General features: G+C 70.4%; 25 protein-coding genes. 4 read left to right on the top strand and 21 right to left on the bottom strand.

Translation table 11 applies throughout. From position 1 onward, the window contains the following. The first annotated feature begins 11 nt into the window (after nt 1-11). From EKH77_RS22305 to EKH77_RS22295, 3 genes are read left to right on the top strand one after another with little or no spacing between them, the layout of a single operon-like run. Entirely contained in the window at nt 12-821 is an 810-nt protein-coding gene (locus EKH77_RS22305; RefSeq protein WP_126916097.1) for an ABC transporter ATP-binding protein, read from the top strand. 35 nt (nt 822-856) lie between these two features. Further along, the gene (locus EKH77_RS22300) at nt 857-1,612 is read left to right on the top strand and encodes an ABC transporter permease (protein ID WP_126916096.1); all 756 of its coding nucleotides are present in this window, start codon (nt 857-859) and stop codon (nt 1,610-1,612) included. A 13-nt stretch (nt 1,613-1,625) separates the two neighbouring features. Further along, nucleotides 1,626-2,198, top strand: coding sequence for a cob(I)yrinic acid a,c-diamide adenosyltransferase (locus tag EKH77_RS22295; RefSeq protein ID WP_126916095.1), 573 nt, complete (start codon nt 1,626-1,628; stop codon nt 2,196-2,198). A gap of 50 nt (nt 2,199-2,248) precedes the next feature. On the opposite strand, the gene EKH77_RS22290 is transcribed toward EKH77_RS22295, so the two are convergent. The 3 genes from EKH77_RS22290 to EKH77_RS22280 all read right to left on the bottom strand — a co-directional run bounded on the left by EKH77_RS22290 (nt 2,249) and on the right by EKH77_RS22280 (nt 6,284). Beyond that, complete coding sequence (locus EKH77_RS22290) at nt 2,249-4,312, bottom strand: glycosyl hydrolase family 18 protein (RefSeq protein ID WP_430981002.1); 2,064 nt, start codon at nt 4,310-4,312, stop codon at nt 2,249-2,251. 80 nt (nt 4,313-4,392) lie between these two features. Continuing rightward, nucleotides 4,393-5,088, bottom strand: a complete 696-nt coding sequence (locus EKH77_RS22285) for a response regulator (RefSeq protein ID WP_240667481.1) — start codon at nt 5,086-5,088, stop codon at nt 4,393-4,395. After that, entirely contained in the window at nt 5,085-6,284 is a 1,200-nt protein-coding gene (locus tag EKH77_RS22280; protein WP_126916094.1) for a sensor histidine kinase, read from the bottom strand. Before EKH77_RS22280 ends, EKH77_RS22285 begins: the two co-directional genes overlap by 4 nt. Before the next feature lie 159 nt (nt 6,285-6,443). Here EKH77_RS22280 and EKH77_RS22275 point away from each other — a divergent pair, with 159 nt between their 5' ends. Continuing rightward, entirely contained in the window at nt 6,444-6,989 is a 546-nt protein-coding gene (locus EKH77_RS22275) for a hypothetical protein (RefSeq protein WP_126916093.1), read from the top strand. Here EKH77_RS22275 and EKH77_RS22270 read toward each other — a convergent pair whose 3' ends face one another. The 18 genes from EKH77_RS22270 to EKH77_RS22185 form a co-directional block, all read right to left on the bottom strand. After that, a complete protein-coding gene (locus EKH77_RS22270; RefSeq protein WP_126916092.1) occupies nt 6,990-7,439 on the bottom strand; it encodes a DUF2550 domain-containing protein in 450 nt (149 codons plus the stop codon). It lies immediately after the preceding gene. Between the two features lie 123 nt (nt 7,440-7,562). Next, nucleotides 7,563-7,937: a F0F1 ATP synthase subunit epsilon gene (locus tag EKH77_RS22265; protein ID WP_126916091.1), complete on the bottom strand. Its 375-nt coding sequence runs from the start codon at nt 7,935-7,937 to the stop codon at nt 7,563-7,565. 129 nt (nt 7,938-8,066) lie between these two features. Then, on the bottom strand, nt 8,067-9,509 hold the full coding sequence (gene atpD, locus EKH77_RS22260) for a F0F1 ATP synthase subunit beta (RefSeq protein ID WP_126916090.1): 1,443 nt from the start codon (nt 9,507-9,509) through the stop codon (nt 8,067-8,069). Next, the gene (locus EKH77_RS22255; protein WP_126916089.1) at nt 9,510-10,430 is read right to left on the bottom strand and encodes a F0F1 ATP synthase subunit gamma; all 921 of its coding nucleotides are present in this window, start codon (nt 10,428-10,430) and stop codon (nt 9,510-9,512) included. Between the two features lie 2 nt (nt 10,431-10,432). Further along, nucleotides 10,433-12,007, bottom strand: coding sequence for a F0F1 ATP synthase subunit alpha (gene atpA, locus EKH77_RS22250; protein ID WP_126916088.1), 1,575 nt, complete (start codon nt 12,005-12,007; stop codon nt 10,433-10,435). 145 nt (nt 12,008-12,152) lie between these two features. After that, complete coding sequence (locus EKH77_RS22245; protein ID WP_126916087.1) at nt 12,153-12,968, bottom strand: F0F1 ATP synthase subunit delta; 816 nt, start codon at nt 12,966-12,968, stop codon at nt 12,153-12,155. After that, complete coding sequence (locus EKH77_RS22240; protein WP_206279899.1) at nt 12,965-13,528, bottom strand: F0F1 ATP synthase subunit B; 564 nt, start codon at nt 13,526-13,528, stop codon at nt 12,965-12,967. The genes EKH77_RS22245 and EKH77_RS22240 overlap by 4 nt, the downstream gene beginning before the upstream one ends. Nucleotides 13,529-13,571: 43 nt before the next feature. Beyond that, the gene (gene atpE / locus EKH77_RS22235; RefSeq protein ID WP_030280712.1) at nt 13,572-13,814 is read right to left on the bottom strand and encodes an ATP synthase F0 subunit C; all 243 of its coding nucleotides are present in this window, start codon (nt 13,812-13,814) and stop codon (nt 13,572-13,574) included. An 83-nt stretch (nt 13,815-13,897) separates the two neighbouring features. Next, nucleotides 13,898-14,710 (bottom strand): F0F1 ATP synthase subunit A, encoded by an 813-nt coding sequence (gene atpB, locus EKH77_RS22230; RefSeq protein ID WP_240667480.1) that lies wholly within the window; start codon nt 14,708-14,710, stop codon nt 13,898-13,900. 264 nt (nt 14,711-14,974) lie between these two features. Continuing rightward, on the bottom strand, nt 14,975-15,412 hold the full coding sequence (locus EKH77_RS22225; protein WP_126916086.1) for a hypothetical protein: 438 nt from the start codon (nt 15,410-15,412) through the stop codon (nt 14,975-14,977). Nucleotides 15,413-15,675: 263 nt separating this feature from the next. After that, a complete protein-coding gene (locus EKH77_RS22220) occupies nt 15,676-16,983 on the bottom strand; it encodes an MraY family glycosyltransferase (protein ID WP_240667479.1) in 1,308 nt (435 codons plus the stop codon). Between the two features lie 155 nt (nt 16,984-17,138). Beyond that, the gene (glyA, locus tag EKH77_RS22215; RefSeq protein WP_126916084.1) at nt 17,139-18,455 is read right to left on the bottom strand and encodes a serine hydroxymethyltransferase; all 1,317 of its coding nucleotides are present in this window, start codon (nt 18,453-18,455) and stop codon (nt 17,139-17,141) included. Nucleotides 18,456-18,568: 113 nt separating this feature from the next. After that, nucleotides 18,569-19,222 carry a protein-tyrosine-phosphatase gene (locus EKH77_RS22210; RefSeq protein ID WP_126916083.1) on the bottom strand — a complete coding sequence of 218 codons (654 nt, stop codon included), beginning with the start codon at nt 19,220-19,222 and terminating at the stop codon, nt 18,569-18,571. After that, nucleotides 19,219-19,866, bottom strand: coding sequence for an L-threonylcarbamoyladenylate synthase (locus tag EKH77_RS22205; RefSeq protein ID WP_126916082.1), 648 nt, complete (start codon nt 19,864-19,866; stop codon nt 19,219-19,221). Before EKH77_RS22205 ends, EKH77_RS22210 begins: the two co-directional genes overlap by 4 nt. Before the next feature lie 65 nt (nt 19,867-19,931). Beyond that, entirely contained in the window at nt 19,932-20,777 is an 846-nt protein-coding gene (prmC, locus tag EKH77_RS22200; RefSeq protein WP_126916081.1) for a peptide chain release factor N(5)-glutamine methyltransferase, read from the bottom strand. 60 nt (nt 20,778-20,837) lie between these two features. Continuing rightward, nucleotides 20,838-21,917 (bottom strand): peptide chain release factor 1, encoded by a 1,080-nt coding sequence (gene prfA, locus EKH77_RS22195; RefSeq protein WP_126916080.1) that lies wholly within the window; start codon nt 21,915-21,917, stop codon nt 20,838-20,840. Between the two features lie 104 nt (nt 21,918-22,021). Beyond that, complete coding sequence (gene rpmE, locus EKH77_RS22190; protein WP_126916079.1) at nt 22,022-22,240, bottom strand: 50S ribosomal protein L31; 219 nt, start codon at nt 22,238-22,240, stop codon at nt 22,022-22,024. A gap of 167 nt (nt 22,241-22,407) precedes the next feature. After that, the gene (locus tag EKH77_RS22185) at nt 22,408-23,523 is read right to left on the bottom strand and encodes an LCP family protein (RefSeq protein ID WP_126916078.1); all 1,116 of its coding nucleotides are present in this window, start codon (nt 23,521-23,523) and stop codon (nt 22,408-22,410) included. Nucleotides 23,524-23,738: the final 215 nt, after the last annotated feature.

The raw sequence follows: 23,738 nt of genomic DNA, 5'->3' as shown, positions 1-23,738 counted from the left end.
TTTCTTGGGTCATGGACAGCTCCGACAGCTCCGACAGCTCCGACAGCATCCGCGCGTCCGGGCTCGCCCGGACCTTCCCGAGCCCGCGCGGCCCCGTGGAGGCCGTGCGCGGCATCGACCTGACCGTCCGGCGCGGCGAGATACTCGGCCTCCTCGGCCCCAACGGCGCGGGCAAGACCACGACCCTGCGCATGCTCACCACGCTCCTCGCCCCCAGCGGCGGCACCGCGACGGTCGCCGGTCACGACCTCGCCCGCGACCCCGAGGGCGTGCGCCGCCGCATCGGATACGTCGCCCAGTCCGGCGGCGTCGACCCGGCCGTCTCCGTCCGCGAGGAACTCGTCACCCAGGGGCGGCTCTACGGGCTGCGCAGGGCTCGGGCCGAGGAGCGCGCCGATGAGCTGGCGCGGGAGCTCGGCCTCACGGACCTTCTGGAGCGGCCGTGCGCCGCGCTCTCCGGCGGGCAGCGGCGCCGGCTCGACATCGCCATGGCTCTCACCCACCAACCCGAGGTGCTCTTCCTCGACGAGCCCACCACCGGCCTCGACCCCGGCAGCCGCGCGGACCTCTGGGAGCTCGTGCGCCGCCTCCGCGCCGAGTGGGGCACGACGGTCGTCCTCACCACGCACTACCTCGACGAGGCCGACGCGCTCGCCGACCGGCTGGTCGTCATCGACAAGGGCACGGTCGTCGCCGAGGGCACCCCGGTCGAGCTGAAGACCCGACACGCCGGCTCCCCCGACGCCACCTTGGAGGACGCCTTCCACGCCATCACCGGGCGCGTCCCGGCCGCCCGGGACACCACCCCCGTAGCCGTCTAGCCCATAGCCATCCAGCCCACCAGGAGCCAGGCCCCGTGCGCACTCTCCTCTCCGACACCGCCCTGGTCTTCGGCCGGTACGCCCGCCAGACCCTGCGCTCGAAGGCCGCCATGACCTTCGGCGCGCTGATGCCCGCGCTCTACCTCGTCCTCTACGGCCCGCTGCTCACCGATATGCCGCTCGGCGGCGCGGGCTCCTCCTGGCAGGTCCTCGTCCCGGGCCTGCTGCTGCAACTCGCCCTGTTCGGCGCGGCCTTCGCGGGCATGAGCCTGATCATCGAGAAGCAGCACGGCATCGTCGACCGGATGCGGGTGACCCCGGTCAGCCGGCTCGCCCTGCTGCTGGGGCACGTCCTGCGGGACGCCGCACTGCTCACCGCGCAGGCCGGTGTGATCGTCCTCGTCGCCGTGGCCATGGGGCTGCGGGCGCCGCTGCCCGGCGTCCTGCTGGGCTTCGCCTTCACGGCGGCGCTGGCCCTCTCGCTGGCGGCCCTGTCCTACGCGCTGGCCATGAAGGCCGCCGCGCCCATGTCCTTCGCCCCGCTCGTCAACACGGTCACCATGCCGACCATGCTGCTCTCCGGCCTGCTGCTGCCCATGTCCCTCGCGCCCGGCTGGCTCGACACCCTCTCCCATGTGATGCCGTTGCGCTATCTGGTGGACGCGGTCCGCGCCGCGTTCGTCGGCCACTACGCCGACCCGGCCCTGGCGCGCGGCGCCCTGGCGGCCCTCATACTGATGGCCGTCTCGGTGACGGCCGGCACACGGTACTTCCGCAGGGCGGGGGCGTAGCTACGCTCGTCCCATGGTCCATCTGACGCGCATCTACACCCGCACCGGCGACGACGGCACGACCGCCCTCGGCGACATGAGCCGCACCGTCAAGACCGACACCCGCATCGCGGCCTACGCCGACGCCAACGAGGCGAACGCCGCGATCGGGGTGGCCATCGCGCTCGGGCAGCTCCCCGAGGAGATCGTGAAGGTCCTCGTCCGGGTGCAGAACGACCTCTTCGACGTGGGCGCGGATCTGGCGACCCCGGTGGTGGAGGACCCCAAGTACCCGCCGTTGCGGGTCGAGCAGACCTACATCGACCGGCTGGAGGCGGACTGCGACCACTTCCTGGAGCCGCTCGAGAAGCTGCGCAGCTTCATCCTCCCCGGAGGCACGCCGGGCGCGGCGCTGCTCCACCAGGCGTGCACGGTGGCACGACGGGCGGAGCGGTCGACGTGGGCGGCGCTGGAGATGCACGGCGACACGATGAATCACTTGACGGCGACGTATCTGAACCGCCTGTCGGACCTGCTGTTCATCCTGGCGCGCAGCGCGAACCAGGAGGTCGGCGACGTCCTGTGGGTACCGGGCGAGAACCGGTAGCCGGGGGTTCCCAGGGGGCGAAGCCCCCTGGGAAGAGCCCGCCGCAGGCGCTACCTCAGCCCGCTATCCACGGCATTCATCAGCGTCCCGCTGTCCCCCGACATCTCCCAGATCATCACCCCACCCAGCTTCTTCCCCTTCAACCAAGCCGTCTTCTTCCCGATCGACCACGCGTCGTCGAACGTCCACCACTGCCCACCGTCCCCGGTGTACCCGTACGTCGCCACCGACGCCTCGTCGTGGTAGACGGTCAGATTCGGCACGGACGCCAGCAGGTTGTCGTAGCCACGCGTCCCGGACTCCTCCGGGAACTGGCCCGGCGCCGCGCCCCCGGCCGACTGCCACACCCCATGCGCGCCGCCGTCCGCGACCTGCTGCCAGCCCCGGCCGTAGAAGGCCAGCCCCACGACGACCTTGCGGGGGTCGACGCCCGCGTCGAGGTAGGTCTGGACGGTCTTGTCCACGCTGAACTTCGTGCTGTACGGGTCCTTCGCGTCCGCGTACAGGTTCCCCTGGTGGCCCGTCCGGTTGGGCTCCCAGCTGTTGTCGCTGCCGGAGCCGTGGAAGTCGTAGCCCTGGACGTTGGCGAAGTCCATGTAGTCGAAGACGCTGGGCGTGCCGTCCTTGGTGGTGATGTCCCAGCCCGCGTCGATCTTCGCGGGGTCGGCCGGGGTGAAGGCGGTCAGCAGGTACTTCTTCCCCGTCGTCCGGCTCAGCGCGTCCAGCTGCTTGCGGAACTCCGCGAAGAGCAGCAGGTTGTTGACCTTGTCGTCCTTGGAGACGTGGTTGCCGGCGTGGCCGTCCGAGCCCGGCCACTCCCAGTCGATGTCGAAGCCGTCGAAGATGCCTGCCGCCGTGCCGGGGCCGCCACGGCCGTTCGACACGGGCAGATCGCCCTTGATGTACATGTCGACGCAGGACTTGACGAACTTCTGCCGCGACGCGTCCGTCTTCGCGACGTCCGAGAAGTACTTGCTGTAGGTCCAGCCGCCGATGGAGAGATTGATCTTCAGCTTGGGGTACTTGGCCTTGAGCTTCCTCAGCTGGTTGTAGTTGCCGGCCAGCTTCTGGTCCCAGGTGTCGCCCACGCCGTCGACGGACTCGCCCGCGCCGAAGCCCTTCTCGTAGTCGGCCCAGGAGTCACCCGCGCCGTCGCCCTGGTTGGGGTCCTGGGGGCCCGGGGTGGTGGCCTTGGTGACGCCGTTGAGACAGGTCAGATTGACGGGGTCGATGTTGGAGAAGGCGTAGTTGAGGTGGGTGAGCTTCGCGGCGGCGCCCGTGGCGTCCAGGGACTTCACGGTGTAGCCGCGCCCGTAGATCCCCCACTGCACGAAGTAGCCGACCCTGGCGTAGTCGCCGCCCGGCTGGGGATCGCCACCGCCCCCGCCCGTGGTCCGTACGGTCAGCGGGGCGCTGGCCGGGCCGGTGCGGTCGGCGGTGTCCCGGGCGACGACCGTGTAGGTGTACTCGGTGCCCGCGCTCAGCCCGGAGTCGGTGTACGCGAGCTTGGCGACCGTCGCCACCTTCGCGCCCGAGCGGTAGACGTCGTAGTTCTTGATGCCCTTGCCGCTCGTCGCGGCCGTCCACTTCAGCGCGACGCTGTTCGCGGTGACGGACGAGGCCGTCGGGGTGCCCGGCGCTCCCGGCGGTTCGTCGCCGGGTGAGGAGCCGTCGCAGCCGCCGCCGTTGACCTTGCAGCCGCTGGGACTGCCGTCGCCGGCGGCGACGAAGCCGAAGGTGACGCTCGCGCCGGGCGCGATCGTGCCGTTGTACTCGCGGTTCTTGCCGGTGAAGTGCGTTCCGGAGTTGCTGACCAGGGCGTCCCAGTAGGAGCCGACCGTCGTCGTGGCGGGGAAGTCCCACTCGACGGTCCAGGAGTCGATGCTGGTCGCGCCGGTGTTCTTGATGGTCCAGGCGCCCTGGAAGCCCGTCCCCCAGTCGGAGGTCTTGACGAATGTCGCCGTCGCGGAGGCGGCGGCATGGGCCGGGGCGGCCAGGCCGACGACGATGCCGATGGGGAGCAGGAGGGCGGCGAAGGCCGCCACGACGGCCCGTAAGCGGGTGCGTCTGTGCGGAGAGGGAAGGTGTGCGTGTCCCGGGATTCCTGTGGTCACGGCGTGCTCCTCGGGTGAGGGCCAGAACAGGGTGGGGGGTGCGCGTTGTGAGGGGAGCGTAAGAAGGTCCGTACCAATGGTCAAGAGGTCTGGACCAGACCCCACTCCCGGGCCAGTACGGCCGCCTGCACCCGGCTCCGCAGCTCCAGCTTCGCCAGCAGCCTGCTCACATGCGTCTTCACCGTCGCCTCGGCCATCCCCAGCCGCCCCGCGACCTCCGCGTTCGACAGCCCCTCCCCCAGGCACACCAGCACCTCCCGCTCCCGCCGGGTGAGCGTCTCCAGCGCGGCCGCGCCGTCCCCGGGCTCCGGGCGGACGGGCGCGGGGCGCGCGAACTCCGCGATGAGCCGGCGGGTGACGGCCGGTGAGATCAGCCCCTCGCCCCGGGCCACCGTCCGCACGGCCGCCACCAGGTCCGCCGCCTCGCTGTCCTTCAGCAGAAAGCCGGCCGCGCCCGCCCGCAGCGCGCCGAAGACGTACTCGTCGAGGTCGAAGGTGGTCAGCACCAGCACATCGGCGACCCCCTCGGCGGTGAGCAGCCGGGTGGCGGACACCCCGTCGAGCCGGGGCATCTGGATGTCCATCAGCACCACGTCGGGGCGCAGCTCCCGGGCGAGCCGCACGGCCTCCTCCCCGTCGGCCGCCTCCCCGACGACCTCGACGCCGGGCGCCGAGCGCAGGATGAGCACCAGCCCGGACCGCACCGCGGCCTGGTCCTCGGCGACGACGACCCGTACCGACCCCGTCACGCCCGTCATGCCTGTCACGCCCGTCATGACTTCTCCGACCTCTCCTCGTCCACGGGCAGCACCGCCCGGATCGTCCACGTCCCGTCCACCGGCCCCGCCTCGAACTCCCCGTTCAGCAGCGCGACGCGCTCCCGCATGCCGACGAGCCCCGCGCCCGCGCCCGGCGCCCTCGGCCCGGGGCGGGTCGCGCCCAGGGGGCTCGTCACCCGGACGGTCAGCGGGCCGCCGCCGTCCACCCGGTCCAGCTCCACCCGCACCTCGCCGGAGGCGGCGTGCTTCACGGCGTTCGTCAGCGACTCCTGGACGATCCGGTACGCCGCGAGCTCCACCGGGACGGGCAGCGCGCCCGCTCCCCGCCCGTCGCGCAGCACGAAGGAGAAGCGGTCGTCCCGGACGCTGGTGCGGGCCCGTTCCAGCAGGGCGTCGAGGCCGTCGAGCCGAGGGGTGGGGGCGGGGCGGTCCGCGCCGGCCGTCTCCCTCAGCAGGCCGATCAGCCGGCGCATCTCCGCCAGGCCCTGGACGCTGTTCTCCCGGATCACCCCGAGCGCCTCCCGGGAGGCCGCCGGCTCGTCGATCGAGAGCGCGGCCGAGGAGTGGATGGCGATGGCGGACAGATGGCCCGCGACCATGTCGTGGAGCTCCCGCGCCATCCGGGCCCGTTCGGCGACCACGGCCTCGCGCCGGTCCAGCTCCGCCAGGAGCGCGGTCCGCTCCGCCGTCAGCCGGGCGGCCTCGGCGGCGTCGCGGTGCACCCGGACGCCCACCCCGGTCCAGGCCGGAGCGATGGTGAGGACGCCCAGCGCGATGCCGACCAGCAGCGCGGCGGGCTGGCGCATGACCGCCAGGGCCAGCAGCGTGCCGAGCACGGTGAGCACTTCGGTGGCCCGGGGGATGAACCGGTAGGCGGCGGGCGGGCCGTAGAGCACGGCCGCGTAGACGAGGTCGGTGAACATCCCGACGTTGGCGACGAGGCTGCCCGCGCAGACGTCCAGCGCCAGGGCGGCCGTCCCGACGCCCAGCCCCACCAGCGGTGCCCTGCGCCGCAGCAGTTCCGCGCCGGCCATCGCGACGAGGGCGAGCAGCGCGAACCGCCGCGGCACCGCCGGCAGGGCGGGGCTGCTGATCAGCCCCAGCGCGTACAGCAGGAGCCCGCCGAGCAGCCCGGTGACGGCGACGGCGACGTCGGCACGCTCGGGCGGACGGAGCGGAAGGCTGCGGGGCATGGATCCATCTCAGCACGTCACCGGGCGCGCGGTCGTCGCCTGCCGAGCCGGGCCGGCGGGCGCGGAGTACATCGAAGGATGCAGTGCCTTCTCCTCACACCGGCCGAAGAAACCGCAGGTCGCCGCCGTCAGGCTGGAGGTGAGGGAAGGGAGAGGACTGTGATCGTCACGCTGATCGTCGCCTGTGAGATCGGCTTCTGGATCCTGCTCGTGGCCGGGCTCAGCCTGCGCTACCTGGCCCGCATGCCGCGTGCGGGGGTCGCGGTGCTGCTGCTGGAGCCGGTGCTGGAGCTGGTGCTGCTGATCGCCACCGCGATCGATCTGAAGAACGGCGCGACCGCCGACTGGAAGCACGGACTGGCCGCCGTCTACCTGGGGTTCTCGGTGGGGCTCGGCCACTCCACGATCAAGTGGGTGGACCAGCGCTTCGCCCACCGCTTCGCGGGCGGCCCGCCGCCGGTGAAACCGCCGAAGTACGGCAAGGAGCGCACGCTGCACGAGTGGAAGACCGCCGGCCGCTGGATCCTCGCGGCGGTCGTGGCGCTCGGCCTGCTGCAGTGCGCCGTCTGGTACGTGGGGGGCTCGGGCGACATCAGTTCACTGCGGAACTGGCAGTCCAAGATGCTGTGGGTCATCGGCATCAACCTGGTGATCGCCGCGAGCTACACGATCTGGCCCAAGCAGCCGGAGAAATCGCCGAGCTAGCTAAGCGACGTTGACCCGCTGCCCCGGAGGCGCCGCCTCCAGCCAGGCCAGGAAGCCGGTCAGCGCGTCCTCGCTCATGGCCAGTTCCAGCCGCGTCCCCCGGTGGAGACAGAGGAGCACCACGGCGTCCGACAGGAGCGCCAGCTCCTCCTCGCCCTGGGGGGTGCGGCGCTCGACGACCTCGATGGAGTCCCGCTCCAGCATCCGGCGCGGCCGGGGGGCGTAGGAGAAGACGCGGAACCATTCGACGCGGTCGCCGTTGTAGCGGGCCACCCCGTAGACCCAGCCCTTGCCGGCGGGCTCGGGGTCGTCCTCCGGAACGTTCCAGCGCAGGCTGCAGTCGAAGGTGCCGCCGGAGCGCTGGATCAGCCGTCTCCGCAGCCCGAAGACGAAGAGCCCAACCAGCACCAGCAGGACGACGACGCCGCTCACGAGCAGAGCGAGGACCATCTCCACCGACCTCCTCGCATCATCTAGAGCAACCGCACCTGCGTTATGGCCTCAGCCGCGGACCGCCCTGGAGTTATTCCAGGCCGGCCCGCGGCTGAGGGTCGTACTCGAAGCGGATCGGGGCTAGTGAACGCCCGTGACCGCCTTCAGCCGGACATCGGCACGCCGCTCGGCGGCCGCGTCGGCCTCCGCCTTCGCTCGCTCCAGCGCCCGCTCGGCGCGCTCGACGTCGATCTCGTCGGCGAGCTCCGCGATCTCGGCGAGCAGCGAGAGCTTGTCGTCGGCGAAGGAGATGAACCCACCGTGGACCGCGGCGACGACGACGCCGTCCTTGGTCTTGATGGTCACCGGACCGGACTGCAGCACACCGAGCAGCGGCTGGTGGCCGGGCATGACGCCGATGTCACCCGACGGTGTACGCGCGATGACCAGAGTGGCCTCGCCGGACCAGACGCTTCGGTCCGCCGCGACCAGCTCGACGTGCAACTCAGCAGCCAACGTGGCTCCTCGGGTCTCCACCCGCCGGGTACGGCGGGTGTTGGGTCAAAGAATAGGGGACGTACGGTCCGGCGGCGGGAGTGCCCCGCCCCCGGACCGTCGATCGCGGGGCTCCGAAGAGCCCTCGGATCAGGAGACGCCCAGCTCCTTGGCGTTCTTCTTGAGGTCCTCGAGACCACCGCACATGAAGAAGGCCTGCTCCGGGAAGTGGTCGAACTCACCGTCGCAGATCGCGTTGAACGCGGCGATGGACTCGTCCAGCGGAACGTCAGAACCGTCGACACCGGTGAACTGCTTCGCCGCGTGGGTGTTCTGCGACAGGAAGCGCTCGACGCGACGGGCGCGGTGGACGACCAGCTTGTCCTCTTCGCCCAGCTCGTCGATACCGAGGATCGCGATGATGTCCTGGAGGTCCTTGTACTTCTGGAGGATCCCCTTGACGCGGGAGGCCGCGGCGTAGTGGTCCGCCGAGATGTAGCGCGGGTCCAGGATGCGGGACGTCGAGTCCAGCGGGTCGACCGCCGGGTAGATGCCCTTCTCCGAGATCGGACGCGACAGAACGGTCGTGGCGTCCAGGTGGGCGAAGGTCGTCGCCGGGGCCGGGTCGGTCAGGTCGTCCGCGGGGACGTAGATCGCCTGCATCGAGGTGATCGAGTGACCACGGGTCGAGGTGATGCGCTCCTGGAGGAGGCCCATCTCGTCGGCGAGGTTCGGCTGGTAACCCACGGCGGACGGCATGCGGCCGAGCAGCGTGGAGACCTCGGAACCGGCCTGGGTGAAGCGGAAGATGTTGTCGATGAAGAACAGCACGTCCTGCTTCTGCACATCGCGGAAGTACTCCGCCATGGTCAGACCGGCCAGGGCGACGCGCAGACGGGTGCCCGGGGGCTCGTCCATCTGGCCGAAGACCAGCGCGGTCTTGTCCAGAACGCCGGAGTCCGCCATCTCGTGGATGAGGTCGTTGCCCTCACGGGTGCGCTCACCCACGCCGGCGAACACGGAAACACCCTCGTGCAGCTTCGCCACACGCATGATCATTTCCTGGATCAGAACGGTCTTGCCGACACCGGCGCCACCGAACAGACCGATCTTGCCGCCCTTGACGTACGGGGTCAGCAGGTCGACGACCTTCAGGCCGGTCTCGAACATCTCGGTCTTCGACTCGAGCTGGTCGAACGCCGGGGCCTTGCGGTGGATGGACCAGCGCTCGGTGACCTCGGACTCGGCCTCGGGGTCGTTCAGGATCTTGCCGAGGGTGTTGAACACCCGGCCCTTGGTGACGTCGCCGACGGGCACGGTGATGCCGTCGCCGGTGTCGGTCACCGGGGCCTGGCGGACCAGGCCGTCGGTGGGCTCCATGGCGATGGCGCGCACGACGCCCTCGCCCAGGTGCTGCGCGACCTCGAGCGTCAGGATCTTCTTCTTGCCGGCCTCGGCCGGGTCGGAGACCTCGACGGTCAGGGCGTTGTAGATCTCCGGCATCGCGTCGACGGGGAACTCCACGTCGACGACCGGGCCGATGACCCGGGCGACGCGGCCCGTCGCGGCGGCCGTCTCAACAGTGGTGGTCATTTATCGGTCACTCCCCGCGGTCGCGTCGGCCAGAGCACTGGCGCCACCGACGATCTCGCTGATTTCCTGGGTGATTTCGGCCTGTCGGGCCGCGTTGGCAAGCCGCGAGAGCGACTTGATGAGCTCTTCGGCGTTGTCGGTCGCCGACTTCATCGCCCGGCGGCGGGCCGCGTGCTCGGAGGCGGCGGCCTGCAGCAGGGCGTTGAAGATCCGGGACTCGACGTACCGCGGCAGCAGTGCGTCGAGCACGGCCTCGTCCGAGGGCTCGAAGTCGAACAGCGGCAGGATCTTGTCCTTGGCCGTCTCCGACTCGTCCTCGGTGACCTCGAGGCTCAGCGGCAGCAGCCGCTTGTCGACCGGCGTCTGCGTCATCATCGACACGAATTCCGTGAAGACGATGTGCAGCTCGTCCACGCCGCCCTCGGCCGTCTCGCGCTGGACCGCCTCGATCAGCGGACCGGCGACGCGCTTGGCGTCGGCGTAGGTCGGGCTGTCGGTGAAGCCCGTCCACGACTCGACGACCGGGAGCTCACGGAAGCCGTAGTACGCGACGCCCTTGCGGCCGACGATGTACGTGACGACGTCCTTGCCCTCGGCCTCGAGGCGCTCGGTCAGCTGGCCGGCGGCCTTGATCGCGTTGGACGAGTAGCCGCCGGCCAGACCGCGGTCGCTCGTGACGAGCAGGACCGCGACCCGGACCGGGTTCTCGACCTCGGTGGTCAGGGCGTGCTTGGTGTTGGAACCGGTGGCAACCGCGGTCACTGCCCGGGTGAGCTCACTGGCGTACGGAGTGGACGCGGCCACCTGGCGCTGTGCCTTGACGATGCGCGAGGCGGCGATCATCTCCATCGCCTTGGTGATCTTCTTGGTCGCAGTGACGGACTTGATCCGTCGCTTGTAGACCCGGAGCTGGGCACCCATGCTCAGCCCTCGCCCAGCAGCTTGCCGTCCGAGGTCTCGAACTGCTGCTTGAAGGACGCGATGGCGTCGCCGACGGCCTGCAGGGTGTCGTCGGACATCTTGCCGCCCTCGCGGATCGAGGTCATCAGACCCTTGTTCTCGCGGTGGAGGTGGTCCAGCAGCTCGCGCTCGAAGCGACGGATGTCCTCGACCGGGACATCGTCCATCTTGCCGGTGGTGCCGGCCCAGATCGAGACGACCTGGTCCTCGGTGGCGTACGGGGCGTACTGGCCCTGCTTCAGCAGCTCGACCATGCGCTTACCGCGCTCCAGGGCGGCCTTGGAGGCCGCGTCCAGGTCGGAACCGAAGGCGGCGAACGCCTCCAGCTCACGGAACTGGGCGAGGTCCACACGGAGGCGGCCGGAGACCTGCTTCATGGCCTTGTGCTGGGCGGAGCCACCGACACGGGAGACCGAGATACCGACGTTCAGCGCGGGGCGCTGACCGGCGTTGAAGAGGTCCGACTCCAGGAAGCACTGGCCGTCGGTGATGGAGATGACGTTGGTCGGGATGAACGCCGACACGTCGTTCGCCTTGGTCTCGACGATCGGCAGACCGGTCATCGAACCGGCGCCCATGTCGTCGGAGAGCTTGGCGCAGCGCTCCAGCAGACGCGAGTGCAGGTAGAAGACGTCACCCGGGTAGGCCTCACGGCCCGGCGGGCGGCGCAGCAGCAGGGAGACGGCACGGTAGGCGTCGGCCTGCTTCGACAGGTCGTCGAAGACGATCAGGACGTGCTTGCCCTGGTACATCCAGTGCTGGCCGATGGCCGAGCCGGTGTACGGCGCGAGGTACTTGAAGCCGGCCGGGTCGGACGCCGGAGCCGCGACGATCGTCGTGTACTCCAGGGCGCCGGCCTCCTCCAGGGCACCGCGCACGGACGCGATGGTGGAGCCCTTCTGGCCGATGGCGACGTAGATGCAGCGGACCTGCTTGTTCGGGTCGCCCGAACGCCAGTTGTCGCGCTGGTTGATGATCGTGTCGATGGCCAGCGCGGTCTTGCCGGTCTGACGGTCACCGATGATCAGCTGACGCTGACCGCGGCCGACCGGGGTCATCGCGTCGACGGCCTTGTAGCCGGTCTCCATCGGCTCGTGGACCGACTTGCGGACCATGACGCCGGGGGCCTGCAGCTCGAGGGCGCGGCGGCCCTCGATGCCGGTGATCTCGCCGAGGCCGTCGATCGGGTTGCCCAGCGGGTCGACGACGCGGCCGAGGTAACCCTCGCCGACCGCGACGGAGAGCACCTCACCGGTGCGCTGCACCGGCTGGCCCTCCTCGATGCCGCTGAACTCGCCGAGGACGACCGCACCGATCTCGCGCTCCTCGAGGTTGAGGGCGAGACCGAGGGTGCCGTCCTCGAACCGCAGCAGCTCGTTCGCCATGGCCGAGGGAAGACCCTCGACCTTCGCGATGCCGTCGCCGGCAAGGCTGACCGTACCGACCTCCTCGCGCGAGGCCGCGTCCGGCTTGTACGCCTGGACAAAGTTCTCCAGTGCGTCCCGGATCTCCTCCGGCCGGATCGTGAGCTCCGCCATTTGGGTTCCCTGCTCTCCTTGTTGGGCCCGAAGTAATTCTGGGGGTCTGGGGACGTTCTCCCACAGCAGCCGCGCTGCTCTGGGCCCCCAGAGGACACCGTCGACCCAACTCGGGCCGTCAGTTTGCTCTTGAGTTGGTGGCTGGTCAGCCGGCCATGCGGCGGCTCGCGTCGGCGAGCCGGTCCGCGATGGTGCCGTTGATGACCTCGTCGCCGATCCGCACCTGGACACCACCGAGGACCTCGGGGTCGATGTCCAGGTTCAGGTGGACGCGTCGCCCGTACAGCTTGGCGAGCGCGTCACCGAGGCGCTGCTTCTGCTGATCGGTCAGCGGCACCGCGGAGACGACCTCCGCGACCATCCGGTCACGGCGGTCGGCGGCCAGCTTGGAGAGGGCGTTGAGCCCGCCTTCCAGGCTACGGCCACGCGGCACGGTCACCAGTCGGACGACCAGGCGCTCGGTGACCGGGTTGGCCCGGCCGCCCAGCAGCTCGCGCAGCAGGGTCGCCTTGGCGGCCTTGTCCGCGACCTTGTCGGTCAGCGCGGCGCGCAGATCCGGGTTCGACGCGACGATCCGGCCGAAGCGGAACAGCTCGTCCTCGACGTCGTCCAGGTCACCGGCGCGCTCGGCGGCGATGAGCTCGGCACCGCTGGCCAGCTCCTCGATCGCGTCCACCAGGTCGCGCGAGCGCGACCAGCGGGAGCGGACCATGCCGGCCACCAGGTCGGCGCACTCGCCGCCGACCTGGCCGCCCAGCAGGCGCCGGGCCAGGTCGGCCTTGGCCTCGCCGGTCTGCGCCGGGTCGGTGAGGACACGACGCAGCGAGACCTCGCGGTCGAGCAGCGCGGTGACGGCCGCCAGCTCGTCGGCGAGCTTGGCCGCGTCGACGGCGGTGTTGTCCGCCAGCGCGTCGAGGCGCTCCCGTGCGGAGGCCAGGGCCTCCCGGCTCGCAAGGCTCATCGGCGGGCCTCGGCCTTCGTCTCGTCGGCCGCCTTGACCTCGAGCGAGTCGAGGAAGCGGTCGATGGTGCGGCTCTGGCGTCCGGCGTCGGTGAGGGACTCGCCGACGACCTTGCCGGCCAGGTCGATGGCCAGCTGGCCGACGTCCTGGCGCAGCGCGGCGGCGGCGGACTTGCGGTCGGCCTCGACCTGGGCGTGACCGGCGGCGATGATTTCCTCACGCTGCCGCTGACCCTCGGACCGCATCTCGGCGATCAGCGCGACGCCCTGCTCCTGCGCCTCCTGGCGCAGACGCGCGGCCTCGTGGCGGGCGTCGGCGAGCTGGGCCCGGTAGTCCTCGAGAACCTGCTGAGCCTCGGCCTGGGCGGCCTCGGCCTTCTCCATGCCGCCCTCGATGGCCGCCCGGCGCTCCTCCAGAACCTTGTTGATGTTCGGGAGGAGCTTCTTGCCGAGGAACCCGAAGACGATGAGGAAGGCGATCAGGCCGATGATGAGCTCTGGCATCGGCGGGAGGAGAGGGTTCTCCATCTCCTCGGACGCCAGGTGCGTCAGGGCGTACACATCAGTGCCTTTCGTCGAAAAGGGTTGTCGCTACTGGGTCGGTTTACTTGAACACGAAGCCCATGACGATGCCGATCAGGGCGAGCGCCTCACAGAAGGCGAAACCCATGATCTGGTTGGTGCGGATCAGGCCGGCCGCCTCGGGCTGACGGGCCAGGGCCTGCGTGCCGTTGCCGAAGATGATGCCGACGCCGACGCCCGGGCCGATGGCGGCCAGGCCGTAGCCGATCGCGCTGGCGCTGCCGGTGAAGGCGTCGGCGGAGGCGAGGGTCTGGAGAGCGGACATGCCGGTTCTTCCTTCTCTTTCACGGACCGGTGGGGGTTGGCCACCGGACGTCTGTGTGGATTGTGGGCGGGGAGCGGGCTGGCTCAGTGGTGCTCGGAGAGCGCGCCCTGGATGTAGCTGGTGGCCAGGAGGACGAAGATGTACGCCTGGACTGCCTGGATGAAGAGCTCGAAGGCGGTCATCGCGATCGTCATCAGGAGCGACGCGCCCGCGTAGGCGATGCCGATGCCGTTCAGCAGGTACCAGCTGGCGATCGTGAACATCACGATGAGCAGGTGACCGGCGAACATGTTGGCGAAGAGCCGGACCGCGTGGGTGAAGGGCCGGATGATCAGGTTCGACAGGGCCTCGATCACCACGATCAGCGGGAGGACCCAGCCCAGCTCCTTGTTGTAGCCGGTGATGTTCTTCCAGCCGCCCGTGAAACCGTGCTTCTTGAAGGTCAGGAAGACCCACATCACGTAGACGACCAGGGCCAGGCCGGCCGGGTAGGCAATGATCGATGTCACCGGGAACGAAGCCACCGGAATGATCGACCAGATGTTCATGATCCAGACGAAGAAGAACAGCGAGACCATGAAGGGGACGTACTTGTCGCCCTGCTTCTTTCCGAGCGCCTCGTAGACGATTCCCCGGCGGACGAAGTCGTAGCCCGTCTCACCGATCATCTGCAGCTTGCCCGGGACCACCTTGGCCTTGCCGAACGCCGCCCAGAAGAACCCCACGACGACGAGCGAGCCGAGGATGGCCAGCAGCATCGGCTTGTTGAACTCGAAACCGCCGATCTTGAAAAGCGGCTCGAAGACGAACGAGTGGAGGCCCGGGGCCGGGAAGCCGCACCCTTCGAAGATGTGGCAATCGGTCTCGAAGGCGAGCAGCGTCTGGTCAGCACTCACCGCGAGCTCCTTCAGCGTGGCGCATAGGTACGGCAACCTCGTTGTGTCGGCGCGGCGTGCAGCCACGGAACGGCACTGGACTGGACTTACGGATAGGGGTGCGGCAGGCCGGCCACGAGCCGGCGGTCATCGCAGGCGCCAGCTGCACGGGAAGCCGATTCGAACCCGTGGGACCCGGGGATTCGGCTGCCTGCGTCCGCTGCACCTCAGATGGCACCGGACGATAGCAGGTGAGCACACGAGCGTTTATCCCGGCCCTACCGGTCATGACGTCGACCCGGCCGGAGCGGACTTCTTGGCGTCTCCGGACTCGGGATCGACGTAAAGGATCTTCGCCTTCATGTAGGCACGCGCCTGGGCCCCGATCCACACGAGGGTCGCGGCGAGCAGCGAGAAGGCAAAACTCTTGGTGTTGAAGAGCGTCGTGTCCTTGAACGCCAGAAGGAAAATGGCGACGAGCAGGATCTGTGTCGTGTAGAGCAGCATGCCCATGGCCTGGAACAGGTGGGGCAGATGCCGCGCGGTGCGATTCAGGATGACCAGCCCCGTCGCCATGACGGCACCGGTGAGGAGCACGCCGATGGCAGCGCCGAGCCCACCCTTGCCGCCGGCGACCGCGGCGCTGACGGCGACGGCGACCAGGCCGACAACGGCGGTCGGGACGGCGCACTGAAGAAGCGTTCGGGCGTCGTTGGACTGCATGAAGGGTTTCTCCGGCGAAGGGTTGGAAGCAACGATTCGTCGTGAACGAGCGTATCCCCGGGAATGAGACGCGCAGCGCGACTGAAGGGCCGTCGCACTACGGTCCTTCGGCTCTACCAAGGGTTTCGTGAACGGTATCACAAACTATTTGATGAGGTCTTTACCTACATCGTGTGCCGCATGTCACACGCAGGGGTCAAGCACCTGGTCATGGGGCTGACGGAGCCAGTGGATCTCTGCTAATGCGGCGCCCCCAGGCGACCTCAGTGGTTGCTGCCGATCTTCCGGGCGTGGGCGAAACGCGACCGGTCGCCGATGGCCGTCGCCCCGTGCAGCCCGGCGGGCACCGGCTCCTCCTCGCCGCGGTCCTCCACCGTCGCCACGGGCACCGCAGCGACGGTCTTGCGCCGCCGGTAGCGCGGCGGAACGAACCGCTCCGCCCACCTGGGCGCCCGCGGCGTGAAGCGCGGCATCAGCAGCAGCACCAGGCCCATCGCGCTCAGGGCGACGATCAGCAGCAGGACCCAGACGCTCGCCGAGTTCACCGAGTAGGCCACCGTGCCGAAGCCGATCAGCGCCGACCAGAAGTACATGATGAACACGGCCCGGCTGTGCGAGTGGCCGAGCTCCAGCAGCCGGTGGTGGAGGTGCCCCCGGTCGGCGGCGAAGGGCGACTGCCCCTTCCAGGTGCGCCGCACGATCGCCAGCAGCAGGTCGGCCACCGGCACCGCGATCACCGTCAGCGGCAGCAGCAGGGGGATGTAGACCGGCACCATCGCCTGGATGGCGGCCCGCTCCGAGCCCGCCCACAGCTTGAGGGCGTCGGGGTCGACCTGCCCCGTGATGGAGATGGCGCCGGCGGCCATGACCAGGCCGATGAGCATCGAGCCGGAGTCGCCCATGAAGATCCGCGCGGGGTGCATGTTGTGCGGCAGGAAGCCCAGGCACATGCCCATCAGCACGGCGGCGAAGAGCGTCGCGGGGGCGGCGGCCTCCAGGCCGTGCCCGAACCAGAGCCGGTAGGCGTACATGAAGAACGCGGCCGCGGCGATGCACACCATGCCCGAGGCCAGGCCGTCGAGGCCGTCGACGAAGTTCACGGCGTTGATGGTGATCACCACCAGCGCGACCGTCAGCAGCGTGCCCTGCATCGGTGTCAGCGAGACGGAGCCCACGCCGGGCACGGGGATCCACAGGATCGTCAGGCCCTGGAGCACCATCACGCCCGCGGCGATCATCTGACCGCCCAGCTTCACCAGGGCGTCCACGCCCCACTTGTCGTCCAGCACGCCGAGGATCCAGATGAGCCCGGCGCCGGAGAGCAGGGCCCGCGGCTCGTTGGAGAGCTCGAAGACGGACTTGAGGTTGGACAGGTGGGCGGCCATGAGCAGGCCCGCGCACAGCCCGCCGAACATCGCGATACCGCCGAGCCGCGGCGTCGGTTCCCGGTGGACGTCGCGCGCGCGGATCTCCGGCATGGCGCCGGCCACGATCGCGAACTTCCGCACCGGGCCCGTCAGCAGGTAGGTGACCGCCGCGGTGACGCACAACGTCAGCAGGTATTCACGCACGGGCTGCCCCAGGGATAGCGCTGGACATCACAGCCTCACACCATATTCGGGTCCGCCCCCGAACCGTGAACGGAGGGGAAGACGTAGGGTGCCCGGCCCCGGTTGCAAATGATCACAACTGGGCACGTTGTGGATCACCTCGCGGGCCGCCGGCCTCATCCTCCCGCGCGGTACGGCGGAAAGTCGGCGACCAGCTCGGCCACCTCCATCCGCAGCCGGCCCTCGGGGCGGTCGCCGCGCAGGGCGGCCCCCAGGAGGGCCGCGACGCGCTCCATCTCGGCCGCGCCCATCCCCTGGGTGGTGACGGCCGCCGTGCCCATCCGCAGGCCGCGTGCGGGCCCGGGAGAGAGCCCGCAGACATCCAGGACCATCCCCGCCGCCGCGAGCCTCCTGCGAGCCGTGGCGGCCTCCAGGGCCAGCGGGGAGACGTCCGCGACGACCAGGTGGGTGTCGGTGCCCCCGGTGACCACGCGCGGCCCCTCGGCGGCCAGCGCCCCGGCCAGCACCCGGGCGTTGCCCGTGACCCGGTGGACGTAGTCGGTGAAGGACGGCGCCATGGCCTCGCCGAAGGCGACGGCCTTCGCCGCGACGGTGTTCATCTGCGCGCCGCCCTGGCTGAACGGGAAGACCGCCCGGTCCACCCGGTCCGCGAGCCGGGCGCCGCACAGCAGCAGCCCGCCGCGCGGCCCGCGCAGCACCTTGTGGGTGGTGCCGCAGACGATGTCGGCGTACGGGACGGGGCTGGGGGCCGCTCCCCCGGCGATCAGCCCCATGGGGTGCGCGGCGTCGACGATCAGATACGCGCCCACCTCGTCGGCGATCTCGCGGAACGCCGCGTAGTCCGGGTGACGGGGGTAGGACGTCGAGCCGCAGACGATGGCGCGGGGCCGCCGCTCGCGCGCCAGGGCGCGCAGCTCCGCGTAGTCGATGAGGCCGGTGTCCGGGTCGGTGCCGTAGCCGGCGAAGTCGAACCAGCGGCCGGAGAAGTTGGCGGGCGAGCCGTGGGTGAGGTGGCCGCCCTCCCGCAGGGCCATGGCCAGGACCGTGTCGCCGGGGCGCAGCAGGGCCGCGTAGGCGGCGAGGACGGCGGCGGTGCCGGAGTGCGGCTGGACGTTGGCGTGCTCGGCGCCGAAGAGGGCCCTGGCGCGTTCGACGGCGGTGCGCTCGGCGAGGTCGACGAGCTCGCAGCCGCCGTGGTGGCGGGCGCCGGGGTAGCCCTCGGCGTACTTGTTGGTGAGCGGGGAGCCGAGGGCGGCGAGGACGGCCGGGGAGGTGAAGTTCTCGGCGGCGATGAGCTGAAGCCCGGTCGCCTGGCGCTCGGCCTCGGCGAGGAGGAGCCCGGCGAGTTCGGGGTCGGTGCGGGTGAGCGCGGCGAAACCGCGTCCCCAGGCGGGGAGCGCCGGGGACCGTGCCCCGGTCGCGGTGGCACGGGACGTGCCGGCGTCCCTGGTGGGCGTGGGGCTGATGGTCATCGCTGGCTCCGGGCTGTGCGGCGCGACGGTCTCAGGACCCACTGTAGGCCCGCGATCGGGCGATTTGTCCGATTGTGAGCTTGTCTCTCGCGCGGCGGGCGTGCCACCCCCGCTCAGGCCCGGGTGGAGACTCCCGTGAGCGCGGTGACGACCGGGTCGAGCGCCTGGTTGATCTCGTCGCCGATGGAGCGGAAGAAGGTGATCGGGGCGCCGTAGGGGTCGTACACCTCGTCGGCCTCCGCGTTGGGCGCCAGCAGCCAGCCGCGCAGGGCGGCGGCGGCCTGCACCAGGGCGCGGGCGCGCTCGACCACCCCGCCGGCCCGCTCGGGGTCCGGGAGGGTCGTGGGGTCTATGGCCCGCACCAGCCGGGTGAACTCCTTCAGCGTGAAGGTGCGCAGGCCCGCCGAGTGCCCCATGGAGATGACCTGGGCACGGTGGTCGCGGGTGGCGGTCAGGACCAGGTCGGCGCGGATGACGTGCTCGTCGAGGAGCTCACGGCCGATGAAGCCGTGCGGATCCGCGCCGAGGTCGGCCAGGACGGTGGCCGCGTGGGCCTCCATGGGAGCGCCCTCGTGACCCCAGGTACCCGCGCTCTCCACCACCAGGCCGCCCCCGTAGGGGTCGCCGAGCCGGCGGGTGAGGGCATGGCGGGTCAGCCGCTCGGTGATGGGCGAGCGGCAGACGTTGCCGGTGCTGACGTGGAGGATGCGGAAGGTGTCGGTGGAAGTGTCCGGTCCCGCTATGCCACGCCCCTGCGGGGCGATCAATTGGACACCTCGAGGTCGGGTACCACCTCGCGGAGCTGCTCGGCGCTGATGGCGCCGGCGCGCAGCAGGACGGGCACCTTGCCGGTGACGTCCACGATGGAGGACGGCACGTCGGCGGGGGTCGGGCCGCCGTCGAGGTAGACGGAGACCGAGTCGCCCAGCATGTCCTGGGCGGCGTCGCAGGTCTGCGGCGCGGGGTGACCGGTGAGGTTGGCGCTGGAGACGGCCATGGGCCCGAACTCGCTCAGCAGCTCGATGGCCACCGGGTGCAGCGGCATCCGGACCGCGACGGTGCCGCGGGTCTCGCCGAGGTCCCAGGTCAGCGACGGCTGGTGCTTGGCGACGAGGGTGAGGGCGCCGGGCCAGAAGGCGTCGACGAGCTCCCACGCCTGCTCGGAGAAGTCGGTGACCAGGCCGTGGAGGGTGTTCGGGGAGCCGACGAGGACGGGCGAGGGCATGCCCCGGCCCCGGCCCTTGGCGTGCAGGAGGTCGCCGACGGCCTCGCGGCTGAAGGCGTCCGCACCGATGCCGTAGACGGTGTCGGTGGGCAGCACGACCAGCTCGCCGCGGCGGACCGCGGCGGCCGCTTCGCGCAGACCGGTCTTGCGGTCGGTCGCGTCGCTGCAGTCGTATCGCCGTGCCATCTAACGGACCTCCTCGTACGGATTCTCTGTCTGGTGTCGTTCGCCGGTGACGGCCGCCGGGACCATCAGGGCGTCGCCTTGCGGGCGGTCGCGAAGCGGGGCCGGTTGTTGAGGTCGGGGTGGTCGGCCGCGTCGGCCCAGCCCCGCTCCTCGGTGAAGATCCACGGCACCTGGCCGCCCTGGGTGTCGGCGTGCTCGATGACGACGACGCCGCCGGGACGCAGCAGCCGGTGCGCGGTGCGCTCCAGGCCGCGGATGGTGTCCAGGCCGTCCTCGCCGGAGAACAGGGCGAGTTCGGGGTCGTAGTCGCGGGCTTCGGGGGCGACGTACTCCCACTCGGTGAGCGGGATGTACGGCGGGTTGGAGATGACCAGGTCGACCTGGCCGTCCAGCTCGGGCAGGGCCGTCAGGGCGTTGCCCTGGTGAAGCTGGACGCGGCTGCCCTCGGTGTTCTTGCGGGCCCAGGAGTGGGCGGACTCGTCCAGCTCCACGGCGTGCACGCGCGAGCGCGGCACCTCCTGCGCGAGAGCGAGCGCGATGGCGCCGGAGCCCGTGCACAGGTCGACGATCAGGGGCTCGACGACGTCCATGGCCCGTACGGCGTCTATGGCCCAGCCGACGACCGACTCGGTCTCGGGGCGGGGCACGAAGACGCCGGGGCCGACCTGGAGCTCCAGATAGCGGAAGAAGGCCCGCCCGGTGATGTGCTGGAGCGGCTCACGGGCCTCACGGCGCGCGACGGCCTCCCAGTACCGGGCGTCGAAGTCGGCGTCCTTGACGTTGTGGAGCTCCCCCCGCTTGACGCCGTGGACGAACGCGGCGAGTTCCTCCGCGTCGAAGCGGGGGGAAGGTACGCCGGCGTCGGCCAGCCGCTGGGTGGCCTGGGCCACCTCGGCGAGCAGCAGGTTCACTGGGCCTTCCTCACTTCTTGTCGGGCGCCGGGTCGGCGGGGCGTGCGGTCGGGGCGGAGATTACTGGTTGGCGGCGAGCTTCGCCGCCGAGTCGGCGTCGACGCACGCCTGGATGACCGCGTCCAGCTCGCCGTCGAGCACCTGGTCCAAGTTGTACGCCTTGAAACCGACACGGTGGTCCGAAATGCGGTTTTCCGGGAAGTTGTAGGTGCGGATCTTCTCGGAACGGTCGACGGTGCGCACCTGGCTGCGGCGCGCGTCGGCGGCCTCGGCCTCGGCCTTCTCCTGGGCGGCGGCCAGCAGCCGGGAGCGCAGGATGCGCAGGGCCTGCTCCTTGTTCTGGAGCTGGCTCTTCTCGTTCTGGCAGGAGGCGACCACACCGGTGGGCAGGTGGGTGATGCGCACGGCGGAGTCGGTGGTGTTCACGGACTGGCCGCCGGGGCCGGAGGAGCGGTAGACGTCGATGCGGAGATCGTTCATATTGATCTCGACGTCGACCTCCTCGGCCTCGGGCGTGACGAGCACGCCGGCCGCGGAGGTGTGGATCCGGCCCTGGGACTCGGTGGCGGGCACGCGCTGGACGCGGTGGACGCCGCCCTCGTACTTCAGCCGGGCCCAGACGCCCTGGCCGGGCTCGGTGGCGCCGTTGCCGCCCTTGGTCTTGATGGCGACCTGGACGTCCTTGTAGCCGCCGAGCTCGGACTCGGTGGAGTCGATGATCTCGGTCTTCCAGCCGACGCGCTCGGCGTAGCGCAGGTACATCCGCAGGAGGTCGCCCGCGAAGAGCGCGGACTCGTCGCCGCCGGCGCCGGCCTTGACCTCGAGGATGACGTCCTTGTCGTCGCTGGGGTCGCGCGGGACCAGCAGCAGGCGGAGCTTCTCGGTGAGCTCCTCGCGGCCGCGCTCCAGCTCCTTCACCTCGGCGGCGAAGTCGGGGTCCTCGGCGGCGAGCTCGCGCGCCGTCCCGATGTCCTCGCCGGCCTGCTTCCAGGCGCGGTAGGTGCCGACGATCGGGGTCAGCTCGGCGTAGCGCTTGTTGAGCTTGCGGGCGTTGGCCTGGTCCGCGAACACGGCGGGGTCGGCGAGCCGCTTCTCGAGGTCGGCGTGCTCGCCGATCAGTTCCTCGACTGCCTCGAACATCAAGTTTCCCTAGCTGCTGGAAGTGACGGGCCTGCTGGACGACAAAGCGCCGGTCCGGGCGCCCAGGGTGAACTGGACGCCCGAGGACCGGCGCCTGCGGGTCGCTACTTGGCCGCGGCCTGCTTGCCGAAGCGGGCCTCGAACCGCGCCACACGGCCACCGGTGTCGAGGATCTTCTGCTTGCCCGTGTAGAACGGGTGGCACTCGGAGCAGACCTCGGCGCGGATGTTGCCGGCGCCGATGGTGCTACGGGTGGTGAAGGAGGCGCCACAGGTGCAGCTGACCTGGGTCTCCACGTACTCCGGGTGGATGTCGCGCTTCAAGGGGTTCTCCTAGGTTCGGGAGGGCTCCGGGTCGCACAGGCGGGATTGCCGTACGTGAACCGGGGCCGACGTACCAGTCTGCCAGTACTGGCCGTATCCCCCAAAACGGGGGGTGGCCGCCGGATATTCCCGCAGCTCGGACGGGGGGCCGGCGGGGCGTGCCGGGGCTACTTGACCACGCCGTCGGCCTGTGTCTTCGCTCCGTCGCCGTCCTTGACGGCCGCCTCGGGGATCTCCTGGTCGTTCTTCAGCGCCTGCCAGAGGAGCGTGGACTGCTCCGTGAGCGGGACCACGCGGTCCTGGTCGCGGGGGTCGGGACCCACGGGGAGGGTCACCATGTGCATGTTGTCCGAGCTGATGCCCTTGAGGCTGCCCGCGAAGCCGTAGAGCTTGTCGACGGAGGCCAGGTCCTTGTCGGTGGTCAGCGACTTGGTGGCGGCGTCGGCGATGCCGTAGAGCTTGGTGGGGCTGGTGAACAGGCCGATGGACTTCACCTGGTTGATCAGCGCCTTGATGAAGGCCTGCTGGAGCTTGATCCGGCCGAGGTCGCTGCCGTCGCCCACGCCGTGGCGGGTGCGGACGAGGCCGAGGGACTGCTCGCCGTTGAGCTTGTGGGTGCCCGCGTCCAGCTTGAGGTGGCTCCACTTGTCGTTGATGGGCTTGGTGGTGGTGACCTCCACGCCGCCCAGGTTGTCGATCAGCTTCTGGAAGCCGGCGAAGTCGACCTCCATGTAGTGGTCCATGCGGATGTCGGTCATCGCCTCGACGGTCTTGACCGCGCAGACGGCGCCGCCGATCGAGTACGCCTCGTTGAACTGCTCGCGCTTGACCGCCGGGGCCGTCTTGCCGCCCGGGGTCGCGCACTCGGGGCGCGAGACGATGGTGTCGCGCGGGATGGAGACGACGCTGGCCTTCTGGTGACCCGCGTAGACGTGGACGATCATCGCCGTGTCGGAGCGGGAGCTGCCCTCGTCCCGGCCGTACTTGTTGTTGGCGCCGGCCCGGGAGTCGGAGCCGAGGACCAGGATGTCCATCGAGCCGTTGTCGATGTTCTGGGGCCGGTTCTTGCCCAGCGCGCCGTTGATGTCGACGCTGCTGAGGTTGCCGTTGAGCTTGAAGTAGAGGAACCCCGCGCCGGTGCCGCCGAGCAGCACCAGGGCGCCGGCGCTCCAGGCGGCTATTCGGCGGCCCTTGCGGCGCACGGGAGGCTTGCGGCGGCGGCCACGCTTGCCCCCTGCACGGCGGCGGTGCGAAGCCCGCGAACCCCTGCTGTCGTCGGCCATGCGCTCCTCAGTCCTTCGCTGTACGTTCGCCCCCTGCTGGTTGACGGGGAAGTCTGCGCCAGGGTTGCACAGCGGAATCTGAGGACCGTCTTAGAAAACCTGTGGCGAAAGTGCGCCGTGTGATCGCGTTCCGCCCACTGCCACCTGGGATTTCGGTCATTCCGGGGGCGCCTGTTCCGGCCATTTCGGCGGCGTCCGGCTGTGGCGCATGTCTC

Origin of the sequence: Streptomyces luteoverticillatus, from assembly GCF_003970715.1 — a bacterium.
Taxonomy (GTDB): domain Bacteria; phylum Actinomycetota; class Actinomycetes; order Streptomycetales; family Streptomycetaceae; genus Streptomyces; species Streptomyces abikoensis.
Note: the sequence above shows the minus strand (reverse complement) of the source record. Positions and strands in the feature narration are given on the sequence as shown.

Bases quoted from the DNA above. Each gene is read 5' to 3' on its own strand.
- EKH77_RS22295 (WP_126916095.1), top strand. From the start codon at position 1,626: ATGGTCCATCTGACGCGCATCTACACCCGCACCGGCGACGACGGCACG.
- EKH77_RS22270 (WP_126916092.1), bottom strand. From the start codon at position 7,439: ATGGTCCTCGCTCTGCTCGTGAGCGGCGTCGTCGTCCTGCTGGTGCTG.
- EKH77_RS22185 (WP_126916078.1), bottom strand. From the start codon at position 23,523: ATGGCCGACGACAGCAGGGGTTCGCGGGCTTCGCACCGCCGCCGTGCA.
- EKH77_RS22225 (WP_126916086.1), bottom strand. From the start codon at position 15,412: ATGCAGTCCAACGACGCCCGAACGCTTCTTCAGTGCGCCGTCCCGACC.
- glyA (WP_126916084.1), bottom strand. From the start codon at position 18,455: ATGACCATCAGCCCCACGCCCACCAGGGACGCCGGCACGTCCCGTGCC.
- EKH77_RS22280 (WP_126916094.1), bottom strand. From the start codon at position 6,284: ATGCCCCGCAGCCTTCCGCTCCGTCCGCCCGAGCGTGCCGACGTCGCC.
- EKH77_RS22205 (WP_126916082.1), bottom strand. From the start codon at position 19,866: ATGGCACGGCGATACGACTGCAGCGACGCGACCGACCGCAAGACCGGT.
- EKH77_RS22245 (WP_126916087.1), bottom strand. From the start codon at position 12,968: ATGAGCCTTGCGAGCCGGGAGGCCCTGGCCTCCGCACGGGAGCGCCTC.
- prfA (WP_126916080.1), bottom strand. From the start codon at position 21,917: ATGTTCGAGGCAGTCGAGGAACTGATCGGCGAGCACGCCGACCTCGAG.
- EKH77_RS22255 (WP_126916089.1), bottom strand. From the start codon at position 10,430: ATGGGTGCCCAGCTCCGGGTCTACAAGCGACGGATCAAGTCCGTCACT.
- EKH77_RS22305 (WP_126916097.1), top strand. From the start codon at position 12: ATGGACAGCTCCGACAGCTCCGACAGCTCCGACAGCATCCGCGCGTCC.
- atpD (WP_126916090.1), bottom strand. From the start codon at position 9,509: ATGACCACCACTGTTGAGACGGCCGCCGCGACGGGCCGCGTCGCCCGG.
- atpE (WP_030280712.1), bottom strand. From the start codon at position 13,814: ATGTCCGCTCTCCAGACCCTCGCCTCCGCCGACGCCTTCACCGGCAGC.
- atpA (WP_126916088.1), bottom strand. From the start codon at position 12,007: ATGGCGGAGCTCACGATCCGGCCGGAGGAGATCCGGGACGCACTGGAG.
- EKH77_RS22285 (WP_240667481.1), bottom strand. From the start codon at position 5,088: ATGACGGGCGTGACAGGCATGACGGGCGTGACGGGGTCGGTACGGGTC.